Source organism: Haemophilus haemolyticus (assembly GCF_003493685.1).
In the GTDB taxonomy this organism is placed as follows: Bacteria; Pseudomonadota; Gammaproteobacteria; order Enterobacterales; family Pasteurellaceae; genus Haemophilus; species Haemophilus haemolyticus_O.
This window is the reverse complement of record NZ_QQJW01000005.1, coordinates 1-18480: the sequence shown is the minus strand read 5'-3', so window position 1 is coordinate 18480 and position 18480 is coordinate 1. Positions and strand designations below refer to the sequence as shown.

Genomic DNA, 18480 nt, shown 5'->3' with positions numbered 1-18480 from the left:
AACAATTCACTCAAGATTTTAATGCTATATGTACCGTAATTTCTTCACGATCGTGATATAAATGCTTTGCTTGAATATCAAAATTAAAATTCTGCTCCGCCAACATAACAGCCAAGTTTTCTAAACATAATATCACTTCTTGATAACGTTTTTTCATGGGTAATTTTAAATTGAAGATGGTTTCTCGGCACCAACCATTCAACAACCATTTGCCAATCAATAACGAAATACGGCTTGGTTGTTCCACCATATCACAGACTAACCAATCCACTTTTTTCCTTTTGGGAGGCTGAAATTTAAAACCATCTTCCGCGCAATGTTCAATGCGACCCGTATCATGCAAACTCGCCGCCATTTTTCCGTGATCAACTGCATAAACAAATAAACCACGTTTGACTAATTGATACGTCCAACCACCAGGGCAAGCCCCTAAATCAACGCCAATCATATTTTCATTTAAACGTTTATTCTCTTCTTTACGCGGAATAAAAGTCAAAATAGCTTCTTCTAGTTTTAACGTAGATCGACTCGGCGCATCTGCCGGAAATTTTAAACGAGGGATTCCCATAAAATGGGGGGAATGATTATCTACATAAGAATATCCCACATAGCAGCAATTCGGTTTTACAAAAAAACAATGTAAAAATTGACCGCTCTTTTGAGTCGCTTTTGCAGAAAGCCAGCCTTGTTTTTTCAATGCCTGACGTAAAGGCACGGTAAATTTACGACAAAAAGTGGAAAGCTCTTTCGCTTCATTTGTGTCTGCAGTTTCGACAAAAAGCTCGCTAGATTGAGCAAAATTAACTTGTTGTGATAATTCTTCAAACGCCGCCACGATGGGGCTAATACGATCAGCAGGATCTAAATCCTCCAATAAATCGGAAATAACTATCATCTGACGAGCAAAAATCAAACGGTTAAAAGGAATGTCTCGGGCAAGGCGATCTGCCTCATCAGGTTGATAACATTCAAAAATCACATAGCCCGAATTATCTTGTACTCGTGCAAAACCAAATACACCTAAATTACTTGCTTGATCAGTGATCTCTGCGGCGACTTCTTTCTCAAAACCTGGGCGACAATATAATGCGAGTTTATTCATTTTCTTCTTGTTTAATTGAGTTAATAATCCACTGACGGAATGCTTGAATTTTTTGGTCATCTAGGCGATCAAGATGATTGACCACATAAAATGATTTTGGATCAGGTAAATTGGTTGGCAACACCACTTTTAATGAGCCATTTTCAATTTCTTGTAAAGCTAATAAGCGATTCGCTAATACAATACCTTGCCCATGAATTGCTGCCTGTAACGCCATAAATGTATGGCTAAATAACGGCCCTTGCTGAATATTTAAATCATCTAACTGTAAATGATTTGCCATCGCTTGCCAATTATCACGTGTATGAATGTGAATTAATGTGTGTTTTTTTAAATCTTCAGGCTGAATAATTGGATTTTCGGCTAGCAATTCAGGTGAGACTAAAATCAATAAATTTTCTTCGCCAAGGCGATCTACTTGAAGATTCTGCCAATTTCCCAAACCATAATAAATAGCAAGATCAATTTCTTTATTTAACAAGCCTTCATCTTGATCCACGCCCGTTAAACGCACCTCAATTTGCGAATAAAGCTGATTAAATTCACTTAAATGTGGCACTAACCATTGGATACCAAAAGTTTGTGGCACGCTAATATTTAAATGCGGATCCGTTTTTAACGTTAATAATCGCTCTGTTGCTTCATTTAAGCGACGCAGAATTTTATTAATATCAACAAAATATGCTTTTCCAAGCTCTGTTAATTCTAAAGAACGATTCATTCGCTTAAATAATCCAATTCCTAAGAACTCTTCTAATAATTTAATTTGATGACTAACTGCCGCTTGTGTGACACAAAGCTCATCTGCCGCTTTAGTAAAACTTAAATGGCGAGCAGCTGACTCAAAAGATTTTAGTGAATTCAATGGTGGCAAACGTTTATACATAAGTATTTCCATTTATAAAATTTTCGTCTATAATAGACAAGATTTAATTCGGATTAGTTTTTCTAATACCTCAAATAAAAAAACGTCATTTGTCCTTTCTAACCCTTTTTCTTAAAATATCGCCATACTTAATGATTGGTAATTCCTTACTAGTTAATGAGTTTCGGACTTAAGTATGATGTTGTGTTTGCATATAGTTCGGGTAACCGAACTTGAGTAACAAATATGTTACTCATTTACTTCCTGTATATTATTAAACCAATTTGGTTAAACGCTGCTCTCATTGAGTGGCGTTTTTTTCATCCCGATTTTAGCATAACTATATCTTTATTTCCTGCCCTGTTTCCAAAATTTCATTATTCCTTTTTAATTGGATAAAAATTGCATAATTTCGAGAATTTATTATTTAAATCACTTCTGGAATAGTGTAGATTAAACGGCATTTCATTCAAAAAATAATATTAAGGAAGTAAAATGAAAGATTTAGACTGGAATAACCTTGGTTTTAGTTATATTAAAACAGATTACCGTTTCATCGCACACTGGAAAGATGGTAAATGGGACGAAGGCAAACTCACCACAGACAATACCTTACATATTCACGAAGGTTCTACCGCACTTCACTACGGTCAACAATGCTTTGAAGGCTTAAAAGCTTATCGTTGCAAAGACGGCTCAATCAACTTATTCCGTCCACAAGAAAATGCAAAACGCATGCAACATACTTCAGATCGTTTACTTATGCCACAAGTGCCCACTGAATTATTTATCCGTGCATGTAAAGAAGTGGTGAAAGCGAACGAAGAATGGGTCGGACCTTACGGCTCTGGCGCAACCTTATACTTACGTCCATTTTTAATTGGTGTGGGTGAAAATATCGGTGTGAAAGCTGCGCCAGAATTTATTTTCTCTGTATTCTGCTGCCCAGTGGGTGCCTATTTCAAAGGTGGTTTAACACCATCTAACTTTATTACCACCGAATACGATCGAGCAGCACCAATGGGAACCGGTGGCGTAAAAGTGGGGGGTAACTACGCTGCAAGCCTTCTGCCACATGTATTAGCGGCAGAACAAGGTACGCCAGAACGTAAATTTGCTGATGCTATTTATTTAGATCCAAAAACTCACACTAAAATTGAAGAAGTCGGTGCGGCAAACTTCTTTGGGATCACAAAAGACAATAAATTCATCACACCAAAATCAGAATCTATTTTACCAAGTATCACCAAATACTCTCTTTTACATATCGCAAAAGAGCGTTTAGGTATGGAAGCAATTGAAGGCGATGTTTATATCGATCAGCTAGATCAATTTGCTGAAGCTGGCGCTTGTGGTACTGCAGCGGTCATTTCTCCTGTTGGTGGAATCCAACATAAAGGCAAATTCCATGTATTCTATTCTGAAACTGAAGTTGGCCCAGTAACACGTCGCCTTTATGAAGAACTCACAGGCATCCAATTCGGTGATGTCGAAGCACCTGAAGGCTGGATTGTGAAAGTAGAATAATTTTTCCTGAAATAAAAAAGCGATAACTCTCCTAAAAGTTATCGCTCTATTTTTATGGAACGTAAATATGAAACATTAATTAGAACAAGTATCTTACACCAAGATGAGCTTGCCAATTTTGTTTAAAGTTATGCGTTGAAGAACGTTGTGCCTCGAAATAGAGTTGCGTATTTTTCGCTTTATTCATATAAGAGAGCCCAAAACCATAAACCCACCAACTCCCTTTATTACTGAATCTCTCAACTGCAACTTCATTAAATGTGTGTTGCATTTCACCTAAAAATTCTCTTTCATACATTAGCTTGACATAAGGATGTAGATTTTTTTCTTTGAAATAATCTATCCCCGCACGAAAACCAATTCTCCCCACTAAACTACGCATTCTTTCTGTTTTAACGCTTGCATCATGTGAGGTTTTAAATGAATAGCCATTCGTAGCGTGATAACTTAATTGTGCTTCTGGTTGGAAATAAATAACACGTTCAGCATTTTGGCTTAGGTTAAAACGTTTCCCCATTTCAGAAGAAAAAATGTATGTAGACGCCATGATGTTTGGAGATGTAATGTCTTTATTTGAATAATTAATTACATTATAGCCACCACGATATCTAATAGCTTTTGCCCAAAAATCCAAATACAGATCGTTTTCTTTGTTTAGCCAAGCAGAATATAAACCTAACTCTTTACCATAAATATGAATTTTTCCACCAAATGTGTTCAATCGTGCAGTTGAATTGATGTATCCAAATGAGAGCCCGTTGTAATTAATCCAATTTCCTCTTGCTTTAATCCAATCATAACCTGCTTTTAATCCACGATAACGATTTGTGTATCCTCTCACTTTCACAGTTTCTGTTCCGACATATTCGCCACCAAGAGATTTAACCCAAACATTTTGTTGTTTAACAATCTCTTTATTGAAATGAACCTCTCCCAAACGTTGATGTAAACTTTCAGTTAAAGTTAAATTAGATTGATAGATTAAATCATTCAACACCACTGCAGCCTGAGCCCATGAACTCAAAGTGGCTGGATAAAGATAGAAATCGTATTTATTGTCAGCCTTAATATCGACTATTTTAGAATCTGTAGATTCGCCTATGGAAAAACAGTAAGCCCCTTGTTCGATACAGCGGACATTCAGTTTATAAATCGCTTTGTTATCTTTTTCATCGCCTCTATTTTCAACAAGTTTAAGGTATTCCTTTCCTGTTGTTTTCGCAGTCGCTTTATCTTTATCTTTATCTTCATATTCAATAATATGCGTCCCTTCGCTGCCTTTTCGGGTAACCAGCCTGTCCGATTCGCCTTTGACGATGTCGCCGTACATCGTCAAAACGCCCCCATCGCCCTTAAGCTTGCTCACAGACACTTTGACGAATTTATTGCTGTCGCTAAATTCGACCTGCGCGCCTTCCGACAAATCCAACTCTTTCAGCATCGAATCATTGGTCACCTTCCAGCGCGCGCCGTTGCTTATTTTGAGGTTGACGGTGTTGTTTGTCTTGTCGTCGATCGCGCTGTCTTTAATCCAACCGTTTTCATCGAAGAAATTTTCATATTCTTTGATTTTTTCTTCGTCTCTCGCAATCTGTTTTATTAGGTTTTCTTTTAATCTCTCTTTTGCTTTTATTTGTTTTTCTTTTTTTTCTTTTTCTTGTGAGCCATTTTCATTGAGTTTGGCCAATTCTTCCTTGAGTTTAGCCAAGTCTTCATCCAGCTTGGGCAATCTTTCCTGTTTGCGAACTAGACTTTTCCTTGTACTGTCGATACTTTTTTCCGTGGGCAGTACATTCCCTTCCGCATCCACGGTTGTTAAGCGGAACATATCTTTCCCTTTGGCAAAGCTCCTTTTCCCGATATGGGCTTCCCCTTCAAAATAAGAATCTTTGTTGGCGAGGTTTACGCTCACGCTGCCGCCGTTGTAGGCGAAAATATCGCCTTTGATTTTGACAACCTTGTCTTCCCCGCCGACAACCTCGACCTTGCTGTTTCTCCCATCAATCTGAAACGCGCTGCCTATGCTTTTGGGCCTGCCTTGCCCGTCATAAACCGGCGTTGCCTCGATATCGACGTTTCCACGGAAAATCGCTTCCATTTTGGAGCCTTCCGGAATCTTGCCGTTCCTTGGGGTTGAATAGAAACCAAAACCGTTGCTTTCCGCCTCGTCCTGTCCGTTCCTATCGATTTTAATGTTGACATCGCCCTTGAATTCCATCGTGGTAATGCTTGGAGAATTAGGATTGGGGTTGTCTTCTCCATAGTGGTTGACGGTAATGCCTTGTCCTCTACCTTGTCTTAATTTGGTGTTGATATTCAGCGTCGAGCCTTCTTCGGAAATAATGCGATATTCCCCCACTTTTTCAGTTTTATTAATCAATACGATACCGTCGTTACTAGGGTAGCCGTCCCCGTCTACACTGATGGTATTGCGCCCTTTAAAGGTAAGCGTCGCCGGTGCCAAACCTTTGCGGTTAGTGGTGATATGGGCACGAGACAAAATGCCGGCGGGCTCATTATGGGCGGCTATGGTTACGTTTTCAAAAGTAACGTTATTTTTGCCCTCATAGCTTTGATCCGCCAACATCACCGCGCCGCCCGGATAATTGGCTTCTTTGTTTGTATCGTACTGATAACCATTTTTGTTTATTGTTCTTACAGCAGAATTATTGTCAATCGTCGGCGAGGCATCGGCAGAGCCGTCTGCCAATTTGCCTTTTATCGTAATGTTGTTCGTACCGCCGTTGGCGGCAATGATGAGGGAATTTAAGGGTTTGTCTTTGGTAGCGGCATCGTAGGTATATTCTATTGTATCCCCTGTTTGTGAATGTACTAAGGTATAGCCCGACTCTTCAATGACTTTTCCTTGTGCAACTAAAGGAATTAAAAGAATAAATAAGATTTTTCGATTTCTCATAAGAAGAGAATTTTTACAATGTTTCATTATTTTTTACTTAAAGATGAAATTTTTTCAGGTGGAATAGAATTACCTTACCCTGATTATTAACCATCAAAGACTCCATAAAATTTTGGATAAAAATTGTCTGAATGATATACTTCAAGGAAATTTTTACCACAAACAAGTAATATTAAAAACTAACCTAACAATATGTAAAACCGCACTTTAAGGAAATAAAATGAAAGTCCACGATAAAATTCGCGTAATGAGAGAAATCAATCAATGGTCGCAAGAAGAAATGGCGGAGAAGCTTTCAATGTCACCGAATGGATATGCCAAAATTGAGCGTGGACAAAGCAGCATTAATTTAGATAAATTACAGCAAATTGCGAATGTGTTTAATATTGATATGGGCGAGTTGATTACTGCCCAAGATAAATCATTTTTCTTTAGTATTGGTGATCACACAAATAATAATAGTTATTTTGGTGTAAGTAATATTCTTGCAGCAGAAAATAAAAAATTAGGGGCTGTACTAGATAACGACTAAAAATCCCATTTAGGTTAGAATAAACCAATGAGAAAAAGTCGCTTAAGTCAGCATAAACAAAATAAACTCATTGAACTGTTTGTCGCAGGTGTCACAGCAAGAACAGCCAGTGCATTGGTTAATGTAAACAAAAATACAGCCGCTTATTACTTTCATCGATTACGCTTACTCATCTATCAAACAAGCCCCCATTTGGAAATGTTTGAAGGCGAGATTGAAGCCGATGAAAGCTATTTCGGCGGTACTCGAAAAGGCAAACGTGGTCGTGGTGCTGTGGGAAAAGTCGCAGTATTCGGGCTTCTCAAACGAAATGGCAAGGTTTATACCGTCGTTGTCCCTAATGCGCAATCAGCGACATTATTGCCAATTATCCGAGAGAAAGTTAAGCCTGATAGCATTGTGTACACGGATACCTTTCGTAGTTATGATGTGCTTGATGTCAGTGAATTTAGCCATTTTCGCATCAATCACAGCACGCATTTTGCTGAAAATCACAACCACATAAACGGAATTGAGAATTTTTGGAATCAAGCAAAACGCCACTTACGGAAGTTTAATGGCATTCCCAAAGAGCATTTTGAGCTATATTTAAAGGAATGTGAATGGCGTTTTAACAACAGTGAAATAAAATCTCAAATTTCCATTTTAAAACAATTAGTTAAGGGGATTTAGATCTAGTTATCTAGTACAGCCCCAAAAATTAAATAGTTTACTGGCAATGAAAGATACCTTATTAGCTCAAAAAGACGATGAAATTAAGGCATTAAAAGAGATTATTGAGCTATTAAAATCAAAATAAAATTATGAAATTTTATTGATAGCCGCAATAAGTGCGAAAACTAAAAAATCTAAATAATAAAAGCCTATCTACAATGTAAAATAGGCTTCTTTATAACCGCACTTTTTATTGATTTAGTCCCCATTGGCGAGAATCTTTATCAAATTTAACACCTGAATGAGAACCTTCTGCGCCGTTAAAATACACATCTTTATTCGCACAAGCTGAAATAATCAATGCGCCTGCGATAATCAACAACCATTTTTTCATAAGTAAGCCTTTTTGCTAAATTAAAAACGTGCGAATTGTAGCACAACGACGACACATCCCAACGAAATATTTTGCTTTCCTTGCCATCATTAACACCCCTCACCAAAGCCAAGCTTCCCTTCTTTGCTGACAAATTTGACTTATTGAACTATTAAAAAACGTAAGAAATTTAAACCGCACTTTAAATTAAATAAAAAATTTCTTATTTTCTCTTGATCGCTATAAATTTATGTATATAATGAATCCTGTTTTAGATACTAGATAGTAATTTAATAGTAATGAAACTTGGCTAGTGCATTCCCCCACTCCTTCGCACTAGCCATTTTTTTTGGAATTTTGTACCATATCTCAACTTTTTCCAATCAACGATCCATTATGAATAATCTCGAACTTGAACAACTCATTAATCAAAAACTTTCTTCTGATAAAATCAATGACTATGCGCCCAACGGCTTACAAGTCGAAGGTAAAACAGAAATCAAAAAAATCATTACTGGCGTAACGGCGAGTCAGGCTCTAATTGATTACGCAATCAGTCAAAACACCGATGCGATTTTGGTTCATCATGGCTATTTTTGGAAAAGTGAAAACCCTTGTATCCGAGGAATGAAAGGCAAGCGAATTAAAGCCCTTTTAGTGAACGACATTAATTTATATGGCTATCATTTGCCATTAGATGTGCACCCAGAATTAGGCAACAATGCGCAATTAGCCAAACTGCTCGACATTGAAAATTTAAAACCATTAGAAAAAGGCGCTGTGAGTATTCCTGTTTGGGGCGAATTAAAAGAACCGATGACAGGTAAAGACTTTGCAGAAAAAATAGAAAAAGTGTTAAATCGAAAACCGTTAATTTGCATTGAAAACGGACCGCACTTAATCCGAAAAATTGGTATCTGCACCGGTGGCGGACAAGGTTATATTGATCTTGCGGCAGAACAAGGCTGCGACGCATTTATTACTGGTGAAGTGTCAGAACAAACGATCCATTCTGCCCGTGAGCAAGGATTACATTTCTTCTCTGCAGGCCATCACGCAACTGAACGATATGGCATCAAGGCATTAGGCGAATGGTTGGCGAAAGAATATGGCTTTGATGTAGAATTTAAAGATATAGATAATCCAGCGTAAAATACAAAAGTGCGGTAAAAATATTTCTTTTTTACCGCACTTTTATCTTCTGAAATTATCGTTTAAACATTCCGCCTAAACCGCCAAGCCCGCCTAAGCCACCGCCCATTAAGCCTTGCATTCCACGCATCATTTTAGCCATGCCTCCTTTACGCATTTTCTTCATCATGCGTTGCATTTCATCGAATTGTTTAAGTAATTTATTAACATCTTGCACTTGAGTGCCAGAACCTAATGCAATACGACGACGGCGAGATCCTTTGATAATATCTGGGTTTGCACGTTCTTTTAGGGTCATGGAGTTAATGATCGCTTCCATTTTGATAAACATTTTGTCATCTACTTGATTTTTAACATGATCAGGCAAATTTTTGGCACCCGGTAATTTCTCAAGCATAGACATCATTCCGCCCATTTTTTTCATTTCAATAAGCTGCTCGCGGAAATCATCTAAAGTGAAATCATCGCCTTTCTTGAATTTCTGTGCCATTTTTTCTGCTTTTTCACGGTCAACAGAACGTTCAAGATCTTCGATAAGGGAAAGTACATCGCCCATGCCCAAAATACGGGAAGCGACACGATCGGGATGGAAAGGCTCAAGTGCTTCTGTTTTCTCACCCACACCCAAGAATTTGATTGGTTTACCTGTGATTTGGCGAATCGATAACGCTGCACCACCGCGCGCATCACCGTCCACTTTCGTCAAAATAACCCCTGTAAGCGGCAATGCTTCATTAAAGGCTTTTGCCGTATTGGCCGCATCTTGACCAGTCATCGCATCTACGGTGAAAAGGGTTTCGATTGGATTTAATGCTGCATGGACTTGCTTAATTTCGTCCATCATTTCTGTATCAACGTGCAAGCGACCCGCCGTATCCACAATCAACACATCGTAGAATTTCAGTTTTGCATCAGCAAGTGCCGCTTTAGCAATATCAACCGGATTTTGTTTAACATCCGATGGAAAAAAATCCACGCCAACGGATTGAGCCAAGGTTTCAAGTTGCTTAATCGCAGCTGGGCGATATACGTCGGCAGAAACCACTAACACTTTCTTTTTATGGCGTTCACGCAAGAATTTTGCCAATTTCCCCACGCTGGTAGTTTTACCCGCACCTTGTAAACCCGCCATTAAGATAACCGCTGGTGGTTGGATTGCAAGGTTTAAACTCTCATTCGCTTCGCCCATGGCTTTTTCAAGCTCACGCTGAACGATTTTTAAGAACTCTTGCCCCGGCGTTAAGCTTTTATTGACTTCTTCCCCAAGCGCGCTTTCTTTTACTTTTGCGATAAATTCACGCACCACAGGCAAGGCAACATCTGCTTCAAGTAATGCCATACGCACTTCGCGCAAGGTTTCTTTAATATTATCTTCCGTTAAACGGCCTTTTCCTGTGATATTACGTAAAGTTTTGGAAAGGCGATCCGATAAATTCTCAAACATGGCTAACAATCCTGTTTTTCTTAAAAAATTGCACTGATTATACCGAAATTTAGGCGTTTTTCATCATTTCAAATGAAAATGGCTTTTTGAGTAGGCGATTTCATGAAGAAAGCATAGGAGATAAGGAAAAAGAATGATTATTTAGCCAATTTCAGGTATCATTCTGCCCACTCTTGGCTATTTGAGTAGCCATTTGATTTAGCAAAATCAAATAACAGGTAAAAAGTGCGGTGAAAAATGACCGCACTTTTTGTTGATTAACGAACAAAAGGATTTTCCCTTGGACAGTATTCCCCTTAGTACTTTATTTATTATTCTCATTATCTGTTTAGTGTTATCTGCCTATTTTTCCGGATCAGAAACCGGACTACTCTCTCTCAATAAATATCGTCTTCGTTTTCTATCTGAACAAGGCAATAAAGGCGCACAAAAAGCAGAAAAACTGCTCGAAAAGCCAGATACCTTGTTAAGCTTTATTCTTATTTTTAATAACCTTGTGAATATCAGCGCATCGGCGATTGCGACCATGATTGGTATGCGTTTATATGGCGATGCCGGCGTGGCGATTGCAACGGGTTTGCTCACTTTCGTCATGCTTGTCTTTTCTGAAATTTTTCCTAAAACGGTGGCAGCGATGCACGCGGAAAAAGTCGGTTTCATTTCCAGCCATGTTTTGACGGTATTACTTAAAATCTTCTATCCGTTAGTTTGGTTGATGAATATTTTTACCAAATCATTAATGCATTTGGTGGGATTAAAACCCGATATGCAAAAACAAGTAATTAGCCGTGAAGAACTTCGTAGTATCGTATCAGAAGCGGGCGAAGCCACACCTGATGAACAACATCCACAAATGTTGCTGTCTATTTTAGATATGGAAACCGTCACCGTTGATGACATTATGGTTCCACGTAACGAAATTGGCGGCATTGATATTGATGATGATTGGAAAGCCATTATGCGCCAGCTCAATCATGCGGCACATAACCGCGTGGTGCTTTACAAAGGCAGCCTTGATGAACAAGTGCTTGGCATTTTGCGCGTGCGTGAAGCATTCCGCTTACTGCTTGAAAAAAATGAATTTACCAAAGAAACCTTAATTCGTGCCGCGGATGAAGTGTATTTCATTCCTGAAAGTACGCCATTAAAAACTCAACTTGCGAATTTCCGTGCAAATAAAGAACGCATTGGCTTAGTGGTGGATGAATATGGCGATATTAAAGGACTTGTGACGTTGGAAGATATTTTGGAAGAAATCGTTGGTGATTTTACCACTTCCACCGCTCCGAGTATTGACGAGGAAGTAACGCAACAATCTGATGGTTCCATGATTATTGATGGCTCTGCCAACCTACGCGATCTCAACAAAATGTTTAACTGGGAATTGGATACAGAAGATGCCCGTACATTTAATGGTTTAATTCTCGAACACTTAGAAGAAATTCCCGATGAAGGCACGGTTTGCGAAATTGATGGCTTGCAAATTACCATTCTTGAAGTGGGCGATAATATGATTAAACAAGCTAAAGTAGTGAAGTTATAATTTTCAATCTAAATATTAAGAGAATAAAGGCTATGGCAAAAAAGAATCAATCATCACGGCTAACCGAACAACATAAGTTATCAAAAGGTGTTGTTGGTATATTTGGTGACGAAGCTAAACTTCACGATAAAACAGTAAGTGAAATTGCTCAACTTGTTAAACAAAAATTAGAGCAAAATTATCCAAATCTGGTTTTTAGATATAGAACTAGTATTTCTAAAGTAGAAATAAACCAGTATTTAAATGCGTTAGATAATGAATTAGGAAAAACACTTTTTGTTGAAAACTCTAGTATAAAGCCAGATGGAGGAATTATTGAAGTAAAAGATGATTTAGAAAATTGGCGAATTGTTCTTGTTACAGAAGCAAAACATCAAGGAAAAGATATTGATAATATAAACCAAGGAAAACTTGTTGGAAAAAACAATGATCAAGATTTAATGGCTGCAGGAAATGCTATTGAGCGTTCTCATAAAAATATTGCAGAAATTGCTAATTTTATGCTGAAAGAATCTCATTTTCCTTACATATTATTCTTAGAGGGCTCTAATTTTTTAACTGAAGATGTAACCGTGGAAAGACCAGATGGACAATTTATTAAATTAGAATATAACTCTGGTATTTTAAATCGAATAGATAGACTAACTGCTGCAAATTATGGTATGCAGATCAATAAAAATTTATGCAAAAATAAATTTTTAACTTATCGAGACAAAACAATTATGCTTCAAGCAACATCTATTTATACTCAAGGAAATGGAAGCACTTGGAATAAAGTAGAAATGTTTGACATTATGTATGATATTGCGACAACATCATTAAAACTCTTAGGTTGTGATCTATTCGAACAATTAACAAATAAGTAGCAAGGTAATTTGAATGGAAAGAAATGTAGATCGCTCATTTCTAAGAAATGCTAAGATCAATAAAAAAGATGAGTTTTATACTCAACTTATTGATATTGAAAATGAATTAATCCACTATAAACAACATTTTAAAGATAAAATTGTTCTTTGTAATTGTGATGATATTAGGATTAGTAATTTTTTTAAATATTTTAGGCTGAATTTTAATCATCTTGGCATTAAGAAACTTATTTGCTCAAGTTACACAAATAGTAGTGAATTAAACACTGGATTTTGGTATGAATATACTGGTGTAGAAAATATTGATGAGGATTTAACTAACTGGAATGTAAACTTTTTCAAAGGAAACGGTGATTTCAGACATAGTGAAAATATCGAATTATTAGAACAAGCCGATATAATTGTGACCAATCCACCTTTTTCGCTTTTTAGAGAATACATTTCTCAATTAATAGATTATGATAAAAAGTTTTTAGTAATAGGAAATATTAATTGTATTACTTATAAAGAAATCTTTAAACTAATTAAAGATAATAGAGCTTGGCTAGGAATTAATTTAGGTCGTGGAATTTCTGGCTTTATTGTTCCTGATTATTATGAACTTTATGGCACAGAAACAAAAGTAAATGAAAAAGGAGAGAAAATTATTTCACCTAATAATTGTTTATGGCTAACTAATTTAGATAATTTTAAACGTCATGAAGATATTCCATTAGTAAAAAGCTATTATAAAAATAAATCGAGCTATCCATTTTACGATAATTATAACGCAATAAATATTAACAAGACTAAAGATATTCCCTTTGATTATTATGGATATATGGGTGTTCCTATTACATTCTTACATAAATTCAATCCAGAGCAATTTGAGATAATTCAATTTAGAAAAGGAGATAACGGAAAAGATTTATCTATAAATGGTAAATGCCCATATTTTAGAATATTAGTTAAGAGAAAAATAAAGAAAAATACAAATATAGTACAGAAATCTCAATCATTATCCAGAATTACCGAACAAAAATTTAATCAGATACCTTTATTTTAAATGAAAATTAAACCGCACTTAAGTTTACTAAGTGCGGTTTATTTTTAAAAGTTTTTTTCAAATTTCAATACCACTTCATTCTGTTTATAGCGATATAACATTTCTACGTTACTCTGATGATTTGTATGAATAAAATTGATACTAGGCACAATATCGTAAAATTTGAATTTAGGAATGGCAAAGGTAAACAGATATTTTTGTTCATTGTCTTTTCTTGTTTTTCCTAAAAGTGCATTATAATCTTGATAATCTATTTTTCTAAAAATACCTTGCGCAGTAATATCAATTCCGCTTTCAAAACTTTTATTAATACCTATTCTTAACCCCTTTCTAGCATATTGATCAATTTTTGATTCTGTTGAAAACTTTTTCGCATAATCCAATCCACCAAATAAAATCCAATCATTTGGTAAGCTATAAACTAAAGTAGAAAAGAAAGAGAGAATTTTTCCATCTTGATAAGATAAATTACGATCTTGATATTTTTCCCATTTATATTCTGTTTGCAAAGAAAAGTATAAATTCGGATTGAAAATCGTTGAATAGGAGATATTAAACCCTTTTCTTTCGCTATACCAATGATGATAGGCTCTTGTTTTTTCAATTAAAGGGTAAAGATCTAATTGATTTTTTTGATCTTTAAAACGGTATCCTAATCCAAGTGAAATATTATGTTCAGTAAATTCTGATTTTTTCGGATAAAACTCACCATAAGCTAATCCTTTAAAAATAATACCTTGATTATTTAATATTTCAGTATATTTATTTAATACCGCTTCATAACTAAATCCTGTGCTTTTTTGAATAGTTGGTCTAGTTCGTGTAAATTCTAATGTACCAAGATAAGGATTTTCGACAATTTCTTTACTAGTTTCATTACCAGATTGATTTAAATTAGAATTATAAATTGTGCCAAAAGAAAAAGATCCTTGCCACGATTGACGATAATCAAGTTGTGATAAATATTGGTTTACACGTGCCATTACATTTGGTTGTTGTGGCAATGCTATCTGATTAAAAAGAATTTTAGATTGATTGTTTTGCCAGTTTAGAAAATAGAGTTTAGCTAAATCTAATTTTCCGCGTGTGAAATCAGGTTCTTGTTGAACAAGTTGCTCGTAAAGCTGAATGGCTTTTTTGGTATTTCCTTGATTAAATGCAATATTCGCTTCTGCAAATAAAATCATTCCTCGTTCTGCTTGCGGAAATTGTTTATAACGGATTAATAAATATTGAATATCATTCGTTTGTTTGTGATTAATTGCGAGAAAAAGAGCGGTCATTATTTCTTCTATATTATTACTCACCTCAAATTCTTGGTTGTTTATTGTTAATGTAGTAAAGAATTTATCTTGTTGAATAAATTGTTGTTCTTGTCGTTGTTGATTTAATTGAGATTGTTGCTGTAAGCGAAAATCTTTTTCTTGATTTTCGGCAAGTACCAAGAAAGGAATAAAAAGAAGGATAAAAGAGAATTTCGACATAAAACATCCTGTTTACAATAAGGCTTGCTTTCGCAAGCCTTTTGTTTATTAAACTTAATTTTTAGTACCGCCAAAGGCTGTGTTGTATTCAGGTTTTGAAGCAAAGGTTGCCATACCTGCCAAGCCTTCAGCTTTAGCACCGTAGAAACGGCCTTCTGATTTACCAGTTACTCCTTCAGCTTTAGCACTTCCCTCAAAGGTTGCATCCCTTTTATTGATTTGGCTTTGAATAGAGAGTTTTAAATCAGGTTTAGATAGAGAACCCTCAATAGTTCCAGCATCAAAATCAACATTGAATTTACCTGTCATTAGTGCCCTATTGAAGTCATTATATTGATTAATACCTTTAACTTGATAAACAGCATTACCTTTTGGTAAACGTTTTGTCGGATTAGAACCAACATAATAAACACTGACATTTTTTTCTTGGGTAGTTTGGCCACTCACATTTTCCCATTCGCCGTAGTAGGTATCCATATTACCAACTTGTTTAAAGGACAATCTTCCTAACCCAGTATGATCTGGCATAATTAAAGTCAATTTAGGCATTTTGTATAATTTTGCCACAACTACGCCATTGGAATCTTTTTTAGCAACGCCAGTAATATGCGAAATCCATTTGTCTGCACGCTCAGCCATTAAAGCCATTGATTGACCTTTATTATTTGCTGTTTTACTTAAGACAGCGGGATCATTAGGAATACTACTGTCATATATTTCAACGCCAGCCTTTCCATCTTTTTCTCCTGCCTTGATTTTTATATATCGAGTTTGATTTGTATCAGTTGATACATTTCCCACTACCTGCGCTTGTGTAAAACCAACAACCCCACAAGCCATTACTGCTACTGCAATTTTACTTAGTTTTTTCATAATAATTTCCTTATTATAGAAGGTTTATAAAATCAAAACATTAATCGTCTTGAGCCAAAATCATCATATCATAAAATAAATATGATAATTATTTTCATTTAAAATTTTGCGGTAAAACCTAATTTGATCGTTCTTCCTGGTGCAGGCATACTAGAACGTGTGAGTGGATCAAGATAATAACGATCAGTAATATTTGTTCCCACCAATTCTAATTGAAGGTTTTCATTTACTTTATAGGAAGCATAAGCATCAACCACTAATACTGGATTCCAGCGATTGGTTTCAGAGCTTCCTAAGAAGCCCGCATCTCTTAATGATTTTGCACGGCTGTCTTTTACTTGAGAATGATAAAGCCAGCGAGTACCTAATTCTAAGCGCTCATCAAATGCTCGAATACCTAAATTTGCAGTAATAGAATATTTTGGTGCAATTGTATGTTTTAAATATCCATTATTATTACCACCATTTACACATTCAGGAAATGCTCTAGTTCTTTTTCCTGTAAGTCCGTCATAATCCCAACCTCCTCTATCTAAAATAGTAGAGTTTTTATCACAAAATTTATTTTTTAGATTATAAACTACACCTAAATTAGCAAAGAAATTTCCTTGATCATAACGAGCTTGTAATTCCAACCCAGATAAAATTCGTTTGTCAAATTGTTTTAGTTCATAATGTATATCTCGATCAAATACATTTTTAGTTAAATTATGAAAATAATTTAAACGAATATCTGCACGACGAGCGTTAGATAATAAGTTGCGTAAATCTTGTACATAACCTACTTCAATATTTTTACTATGTTCTGGTTTTCGCTTATAGAATGGATGGAGTTCTATAATTGAATAGCCAATTGTATCTTCAAAAATACTTGGCATTCTTTTAGTCTCAGTATAACGAGCATATAAACGAATATTATCTTTTACTAAAATAGTTATCCCCAAAGATGGTGACCAAGCATGAGCACTTCGTTTTGCCTTTTTCATTCTTTCCCATTGTTCAGGTGTTGGATTTTTCTTAGCCAAAGCTGATGAAAGAGTAATAGTTTTTATAACTTTTTCCATTCTTCCTGTATCTTTATTATATATTTCTTCATCAAGTTTATCTTTTGGGAAATACTTGTTTATAGCAGATTCATTAAAGTTAAAGTTTCCATATTCATCTCTCTCAAAGAATATACTTCTCCATATAGGCTCAGAATTTCTTACTGCTTTATCGATCGCATAATCTTCTTCTGTAGGTCTATGTAAATTCTCTTTTTCTAATTTTTTATCAACATATTTTTCCATTTCATTAAGCCAATTGTCATAAGCACTGTCATCATCAGGTGGTGGATTCTTTGCTTCAAATTCATCTTCATATTCTAGTTTCTTATTGCTTGCTATTTTATAAGTATTTAGTCTCTTTCTTATCTCATCGTCTAATTTCACAAAACCATAATAACTTAATTCTAAAGCGGCAGGATAAAATACTTCTTCCCTTTGTTTATCTTGAATTTGTTTTCTTAATCCATCATCACGAGATTTATAATGAGTATATTTCGCGCCTGCATCTAACACTAACCAATCCACAGGGCTATATTGGAAATTAAAGCCAACATTAAACTCTTTGCGTTTGCCATGACGTTCACCACTCATATAATAATCCCAACTAGGGCAATATATTTTACTGTTCTTCTTACTACCACCAACCCAACCACCACATACCTCGTTTGCAAGTGGAGTATTTTTGGTAAATTCATTTTCAGAATTTAGATTCTCCCATTTGTAATTACTCATTACATCAAAATTTAATTTTGGAGTAACTTCAAAACGGTTGCTGGCATAAACACCATAATGATTATCTTTTGACCATTGTGCTTGCGCTTCTTTGGTATCAAAAACCCCCTTAATATTTGGTGTTTTATTATTGGAATTAGCGTATTCTTTCCATTTTTTACGCATTTGTTTTATATATTCGGCTTTATCTATTAAATATTTGGGGCTGTACTAGATAACTAGATCTAAATCCCCTTAACTAATTGTTTTAAAATGGAAATTTGAGATTTTATTTCACTGTTGTTAAAACGCCATTCACATTCCTTTAAATATAGCTCAAAATGCT

The 18480-nt window shown here is 35.6% G+C and carries 14 protein-coding genes and 2 pseudogenes; 7 read left to right on the top strand and 9 right to left on the bottom strand.

Features of this window, described 5'->3' with window-relative positions:
• Positions 1 to 10: 10 nt before the first annotated feature.
• Together rlmM and DV434_RS05535 are read right to left on the bottom strand one after the other, a co-directional pair.
• Positions 11 to 1102 carry a 23S rRNA (cytidine(2498)-2'-O)-methyltransferase RlmM gene (gene rlmM / locus DV434_RS05540; RefSeq protein WP_118784864.1) on the bottom strand — a complete coding sequence of 364 codons (1092 nt, stop codon included), beginning with the start codon at positions 1100 to 1102 and terminating at the stop codon, positions 11 to 13.
• Positions 1095 to 1988 carry a transcriptional regulator GcvA gene (locus DV434_RS05535; protein ID WP_118784865.1) on the bottom strand — a complete coding sequence of 298 codons (894 nt, stop codon included), beginning with the start codon at positions 1986 to 1988 and terminating at the stop codon, positions 1095 to 1097. The genes rlmM and DV434_RS05535 overlap by 8 nt, the downstream gene beginning before the upstream one ends.
• Positions 1989 to 2462: 474 nt before the next feature.
• Between DV434_RS05535 and DV434_RS05530 the strand changes: the two genes are divergently transcribed.
• Positions 2463 to 3494, top strand: a complete 1032-nt coding sequence (locus tag DV434_RS05530) for a branched-chain amino acid aminotransferase (protein ID WP_005626306.1) — start codon at positions 2463 to 2465, stop codon at positions 3492 to 3494.
• Between the two features lie 79 nt (positions 3495 to 3573).
• Here the strand turns inward: DV434_RS05530 and DV434_RS05525 are convergent, their stop codons facing one another.
• Positions 3574 to 6411, bottom strand: coding sequence for an autotransporter outer membrane beta-barrel domain-containing protein (locus DV434_RS05525; RefSeq protein ID WP_118784871.1), 2838 nt, complete (start codon positions 6409 to 6411; stop codon positions 3574 to 3576).
• Between the two features lie 220 nt (positions 6412 to 6631).
• On the opposite strand from DV434_RS05525, the gene DV434_RS05520 reads away from it, so the two are divergent.
• A complete protein-coding gene (locus DV434_RS05520; protein ID WP_118784866.1) occupies positions 6632 to 6943 on the top strand; it encodes a helix-turn-helix domain-containing protein in 312 nt (103 codons plus the stop codon).
• 27 nt (positions 6944 to 6970) lie between these two features.
• Positions 6971 to 7615, top strand: coding sequence for an IS1595 family transposase (locus DV434_RS05515; protein WP_118786135.1), 645 nt, complete (start codon positions 6971 to 6973; stop codon positions 7613 to 7615).
• Between the two features lie 232 nt (positions 7616 to 7847).
• On the opposite strand, the gene DV434_RS05505 is transcribed toward DV434_RS05515, so the two are convergent.
• Positions 7848 to 7991 carry a hypothetical protein gene (locus DV434_RS05505; protein ID WP_005634891.1) on the bottom strand — a complete coding sequence of 48 codons (144 nt, stop codon included), beginning with the start codon at positions 7989 to 7991 and terminating at the stop codon, positions 7848 to 7850.
• Positions 7992 to 8366: 375 nt separating this feature from the next.
• On the opposite strand from DV434_RS05505, the gene DV434_RS05500 reads away from it, so the two are divergent.
• On the top strand, positions 8367 to 9122 hold the full coding sequence (locus DV434_RS05500) for a Nif3-like dinuclear metal center hexameric protein (RefSeq protein WP_118785818.1): 756 nt from the start codon (positions 8367 to 8369) through the stop codon (positions 9120 to 9122).
• Positions 9123 to 9177: 55 nt separating this feature from the next.
• Here DV434_RS05500 and ffh read toward each other — a convergent pair whose 3' ends face one another.
• The gene (gene ffh / locus DV434_RS05495) at positions 9178 to 10566 is read right to left on the bottom strand and encodes a signal recognition particle protein (protein ID WP_118785819.1); all 1389 of its coding nucleotides are present in this window, start codon (positions 10564 to 10566) and stop codon (positions 9178 to 9180) included.
• 280 nt (positions 10567 to 10846) lie between these two features.
• Between ffh and DV434_RS05490 the strand changes: the two genes are divergently transcribed.
• Genes DV434_RS05490 through DV434_RS05480 form a run of 3 tightly spaced genes read left to right on the top strand, consistent with a single transcriptional unit; the run spans position 10847 to position 14020 of the window.
• Entirely contained in the window at positions 10847 to 12109 is a 1263-nt protein-coding gene (locus DV434_RS05490; RefSeq protein ID WP_118785820.1) for an HlyC/CorC family transporter, read from the top strand.
• Positions 12110 to 12141: 32 nt separating this feature from the next.
• Positions 12142 to 12975 (top strand): EcoRI family type II restriction endonuclease, encoded by an 834-nt coding sequence (locus tag DV434_RS05485; RefSeq protein WP_118785821.1) that lies wholly within the window; start codon positions 12142 to 12144, stop codon positions 12973 to 12975.
• A 13-nt stretch (positions 12976 to 12988) separates the two neighbouring features.
• Positions 12989 to 14020 carry an adenine-specific methyltransferase EcoRI family protein gene (locus DV434_RS05480; protein ID WP_118785822.1) on the top strand — a complete coding sequence of 344 codons (1032 nt, stop codon included), beginning with the start codon at positions 12989 to 12991 and terminating at the stop codon, positions 14018 to 14020.
• A 44-nt stretch (positions 14021 to 14064) separates the two neighbouring features.
• Here the strand turns inward: DV434_RS05480 and DV434_RS05475 are convergent, their stop codons facing one another.
• The 4 genes and pseudogenes from DV434_RS05475 to DV434_RS05460 form a co-directional block, all read right to left on the bottom strand.
• The gene (locus tag DV434_RS05475) at positions 14065 to 15504 is read right to left on the bottom strand and encodes a porin family protein (RefSeq protein WP_118785823.1); all 1440 of its coding nucleotides are present in this window, start codon (positions 15502 to 15504) and stop codon (positions 14065 to 14067) included.
• 54 nt (positions 15505 to 15558) lie between these two features.
• A complete protein-coding gene (locus DV434_RS05470; protein ID WP_118785824.1) occupies positions 15559 to 16377 on the bottom strand; it encodes a Slam-dependent surface lipoprotein in 819 nt (272 codons plus the stop codon).
• A gap of 98 nt (positions 16378 to 16475) precedes the next feature.
• Positions 16476 to 18356, bottom strand: a pseudogene (locus tag DV434_RS05465) (TonB-dependent receptor domain-containing protein); the annotation flags it as partial.
• Between the two features lie 23 nt (positions 18357 to 18379).
• A pseudogene (locus DV434_RS05460) lies at positions 18380 to 18480 on the bottom strand (IS1595 family transposase); the annotation flags it as partial.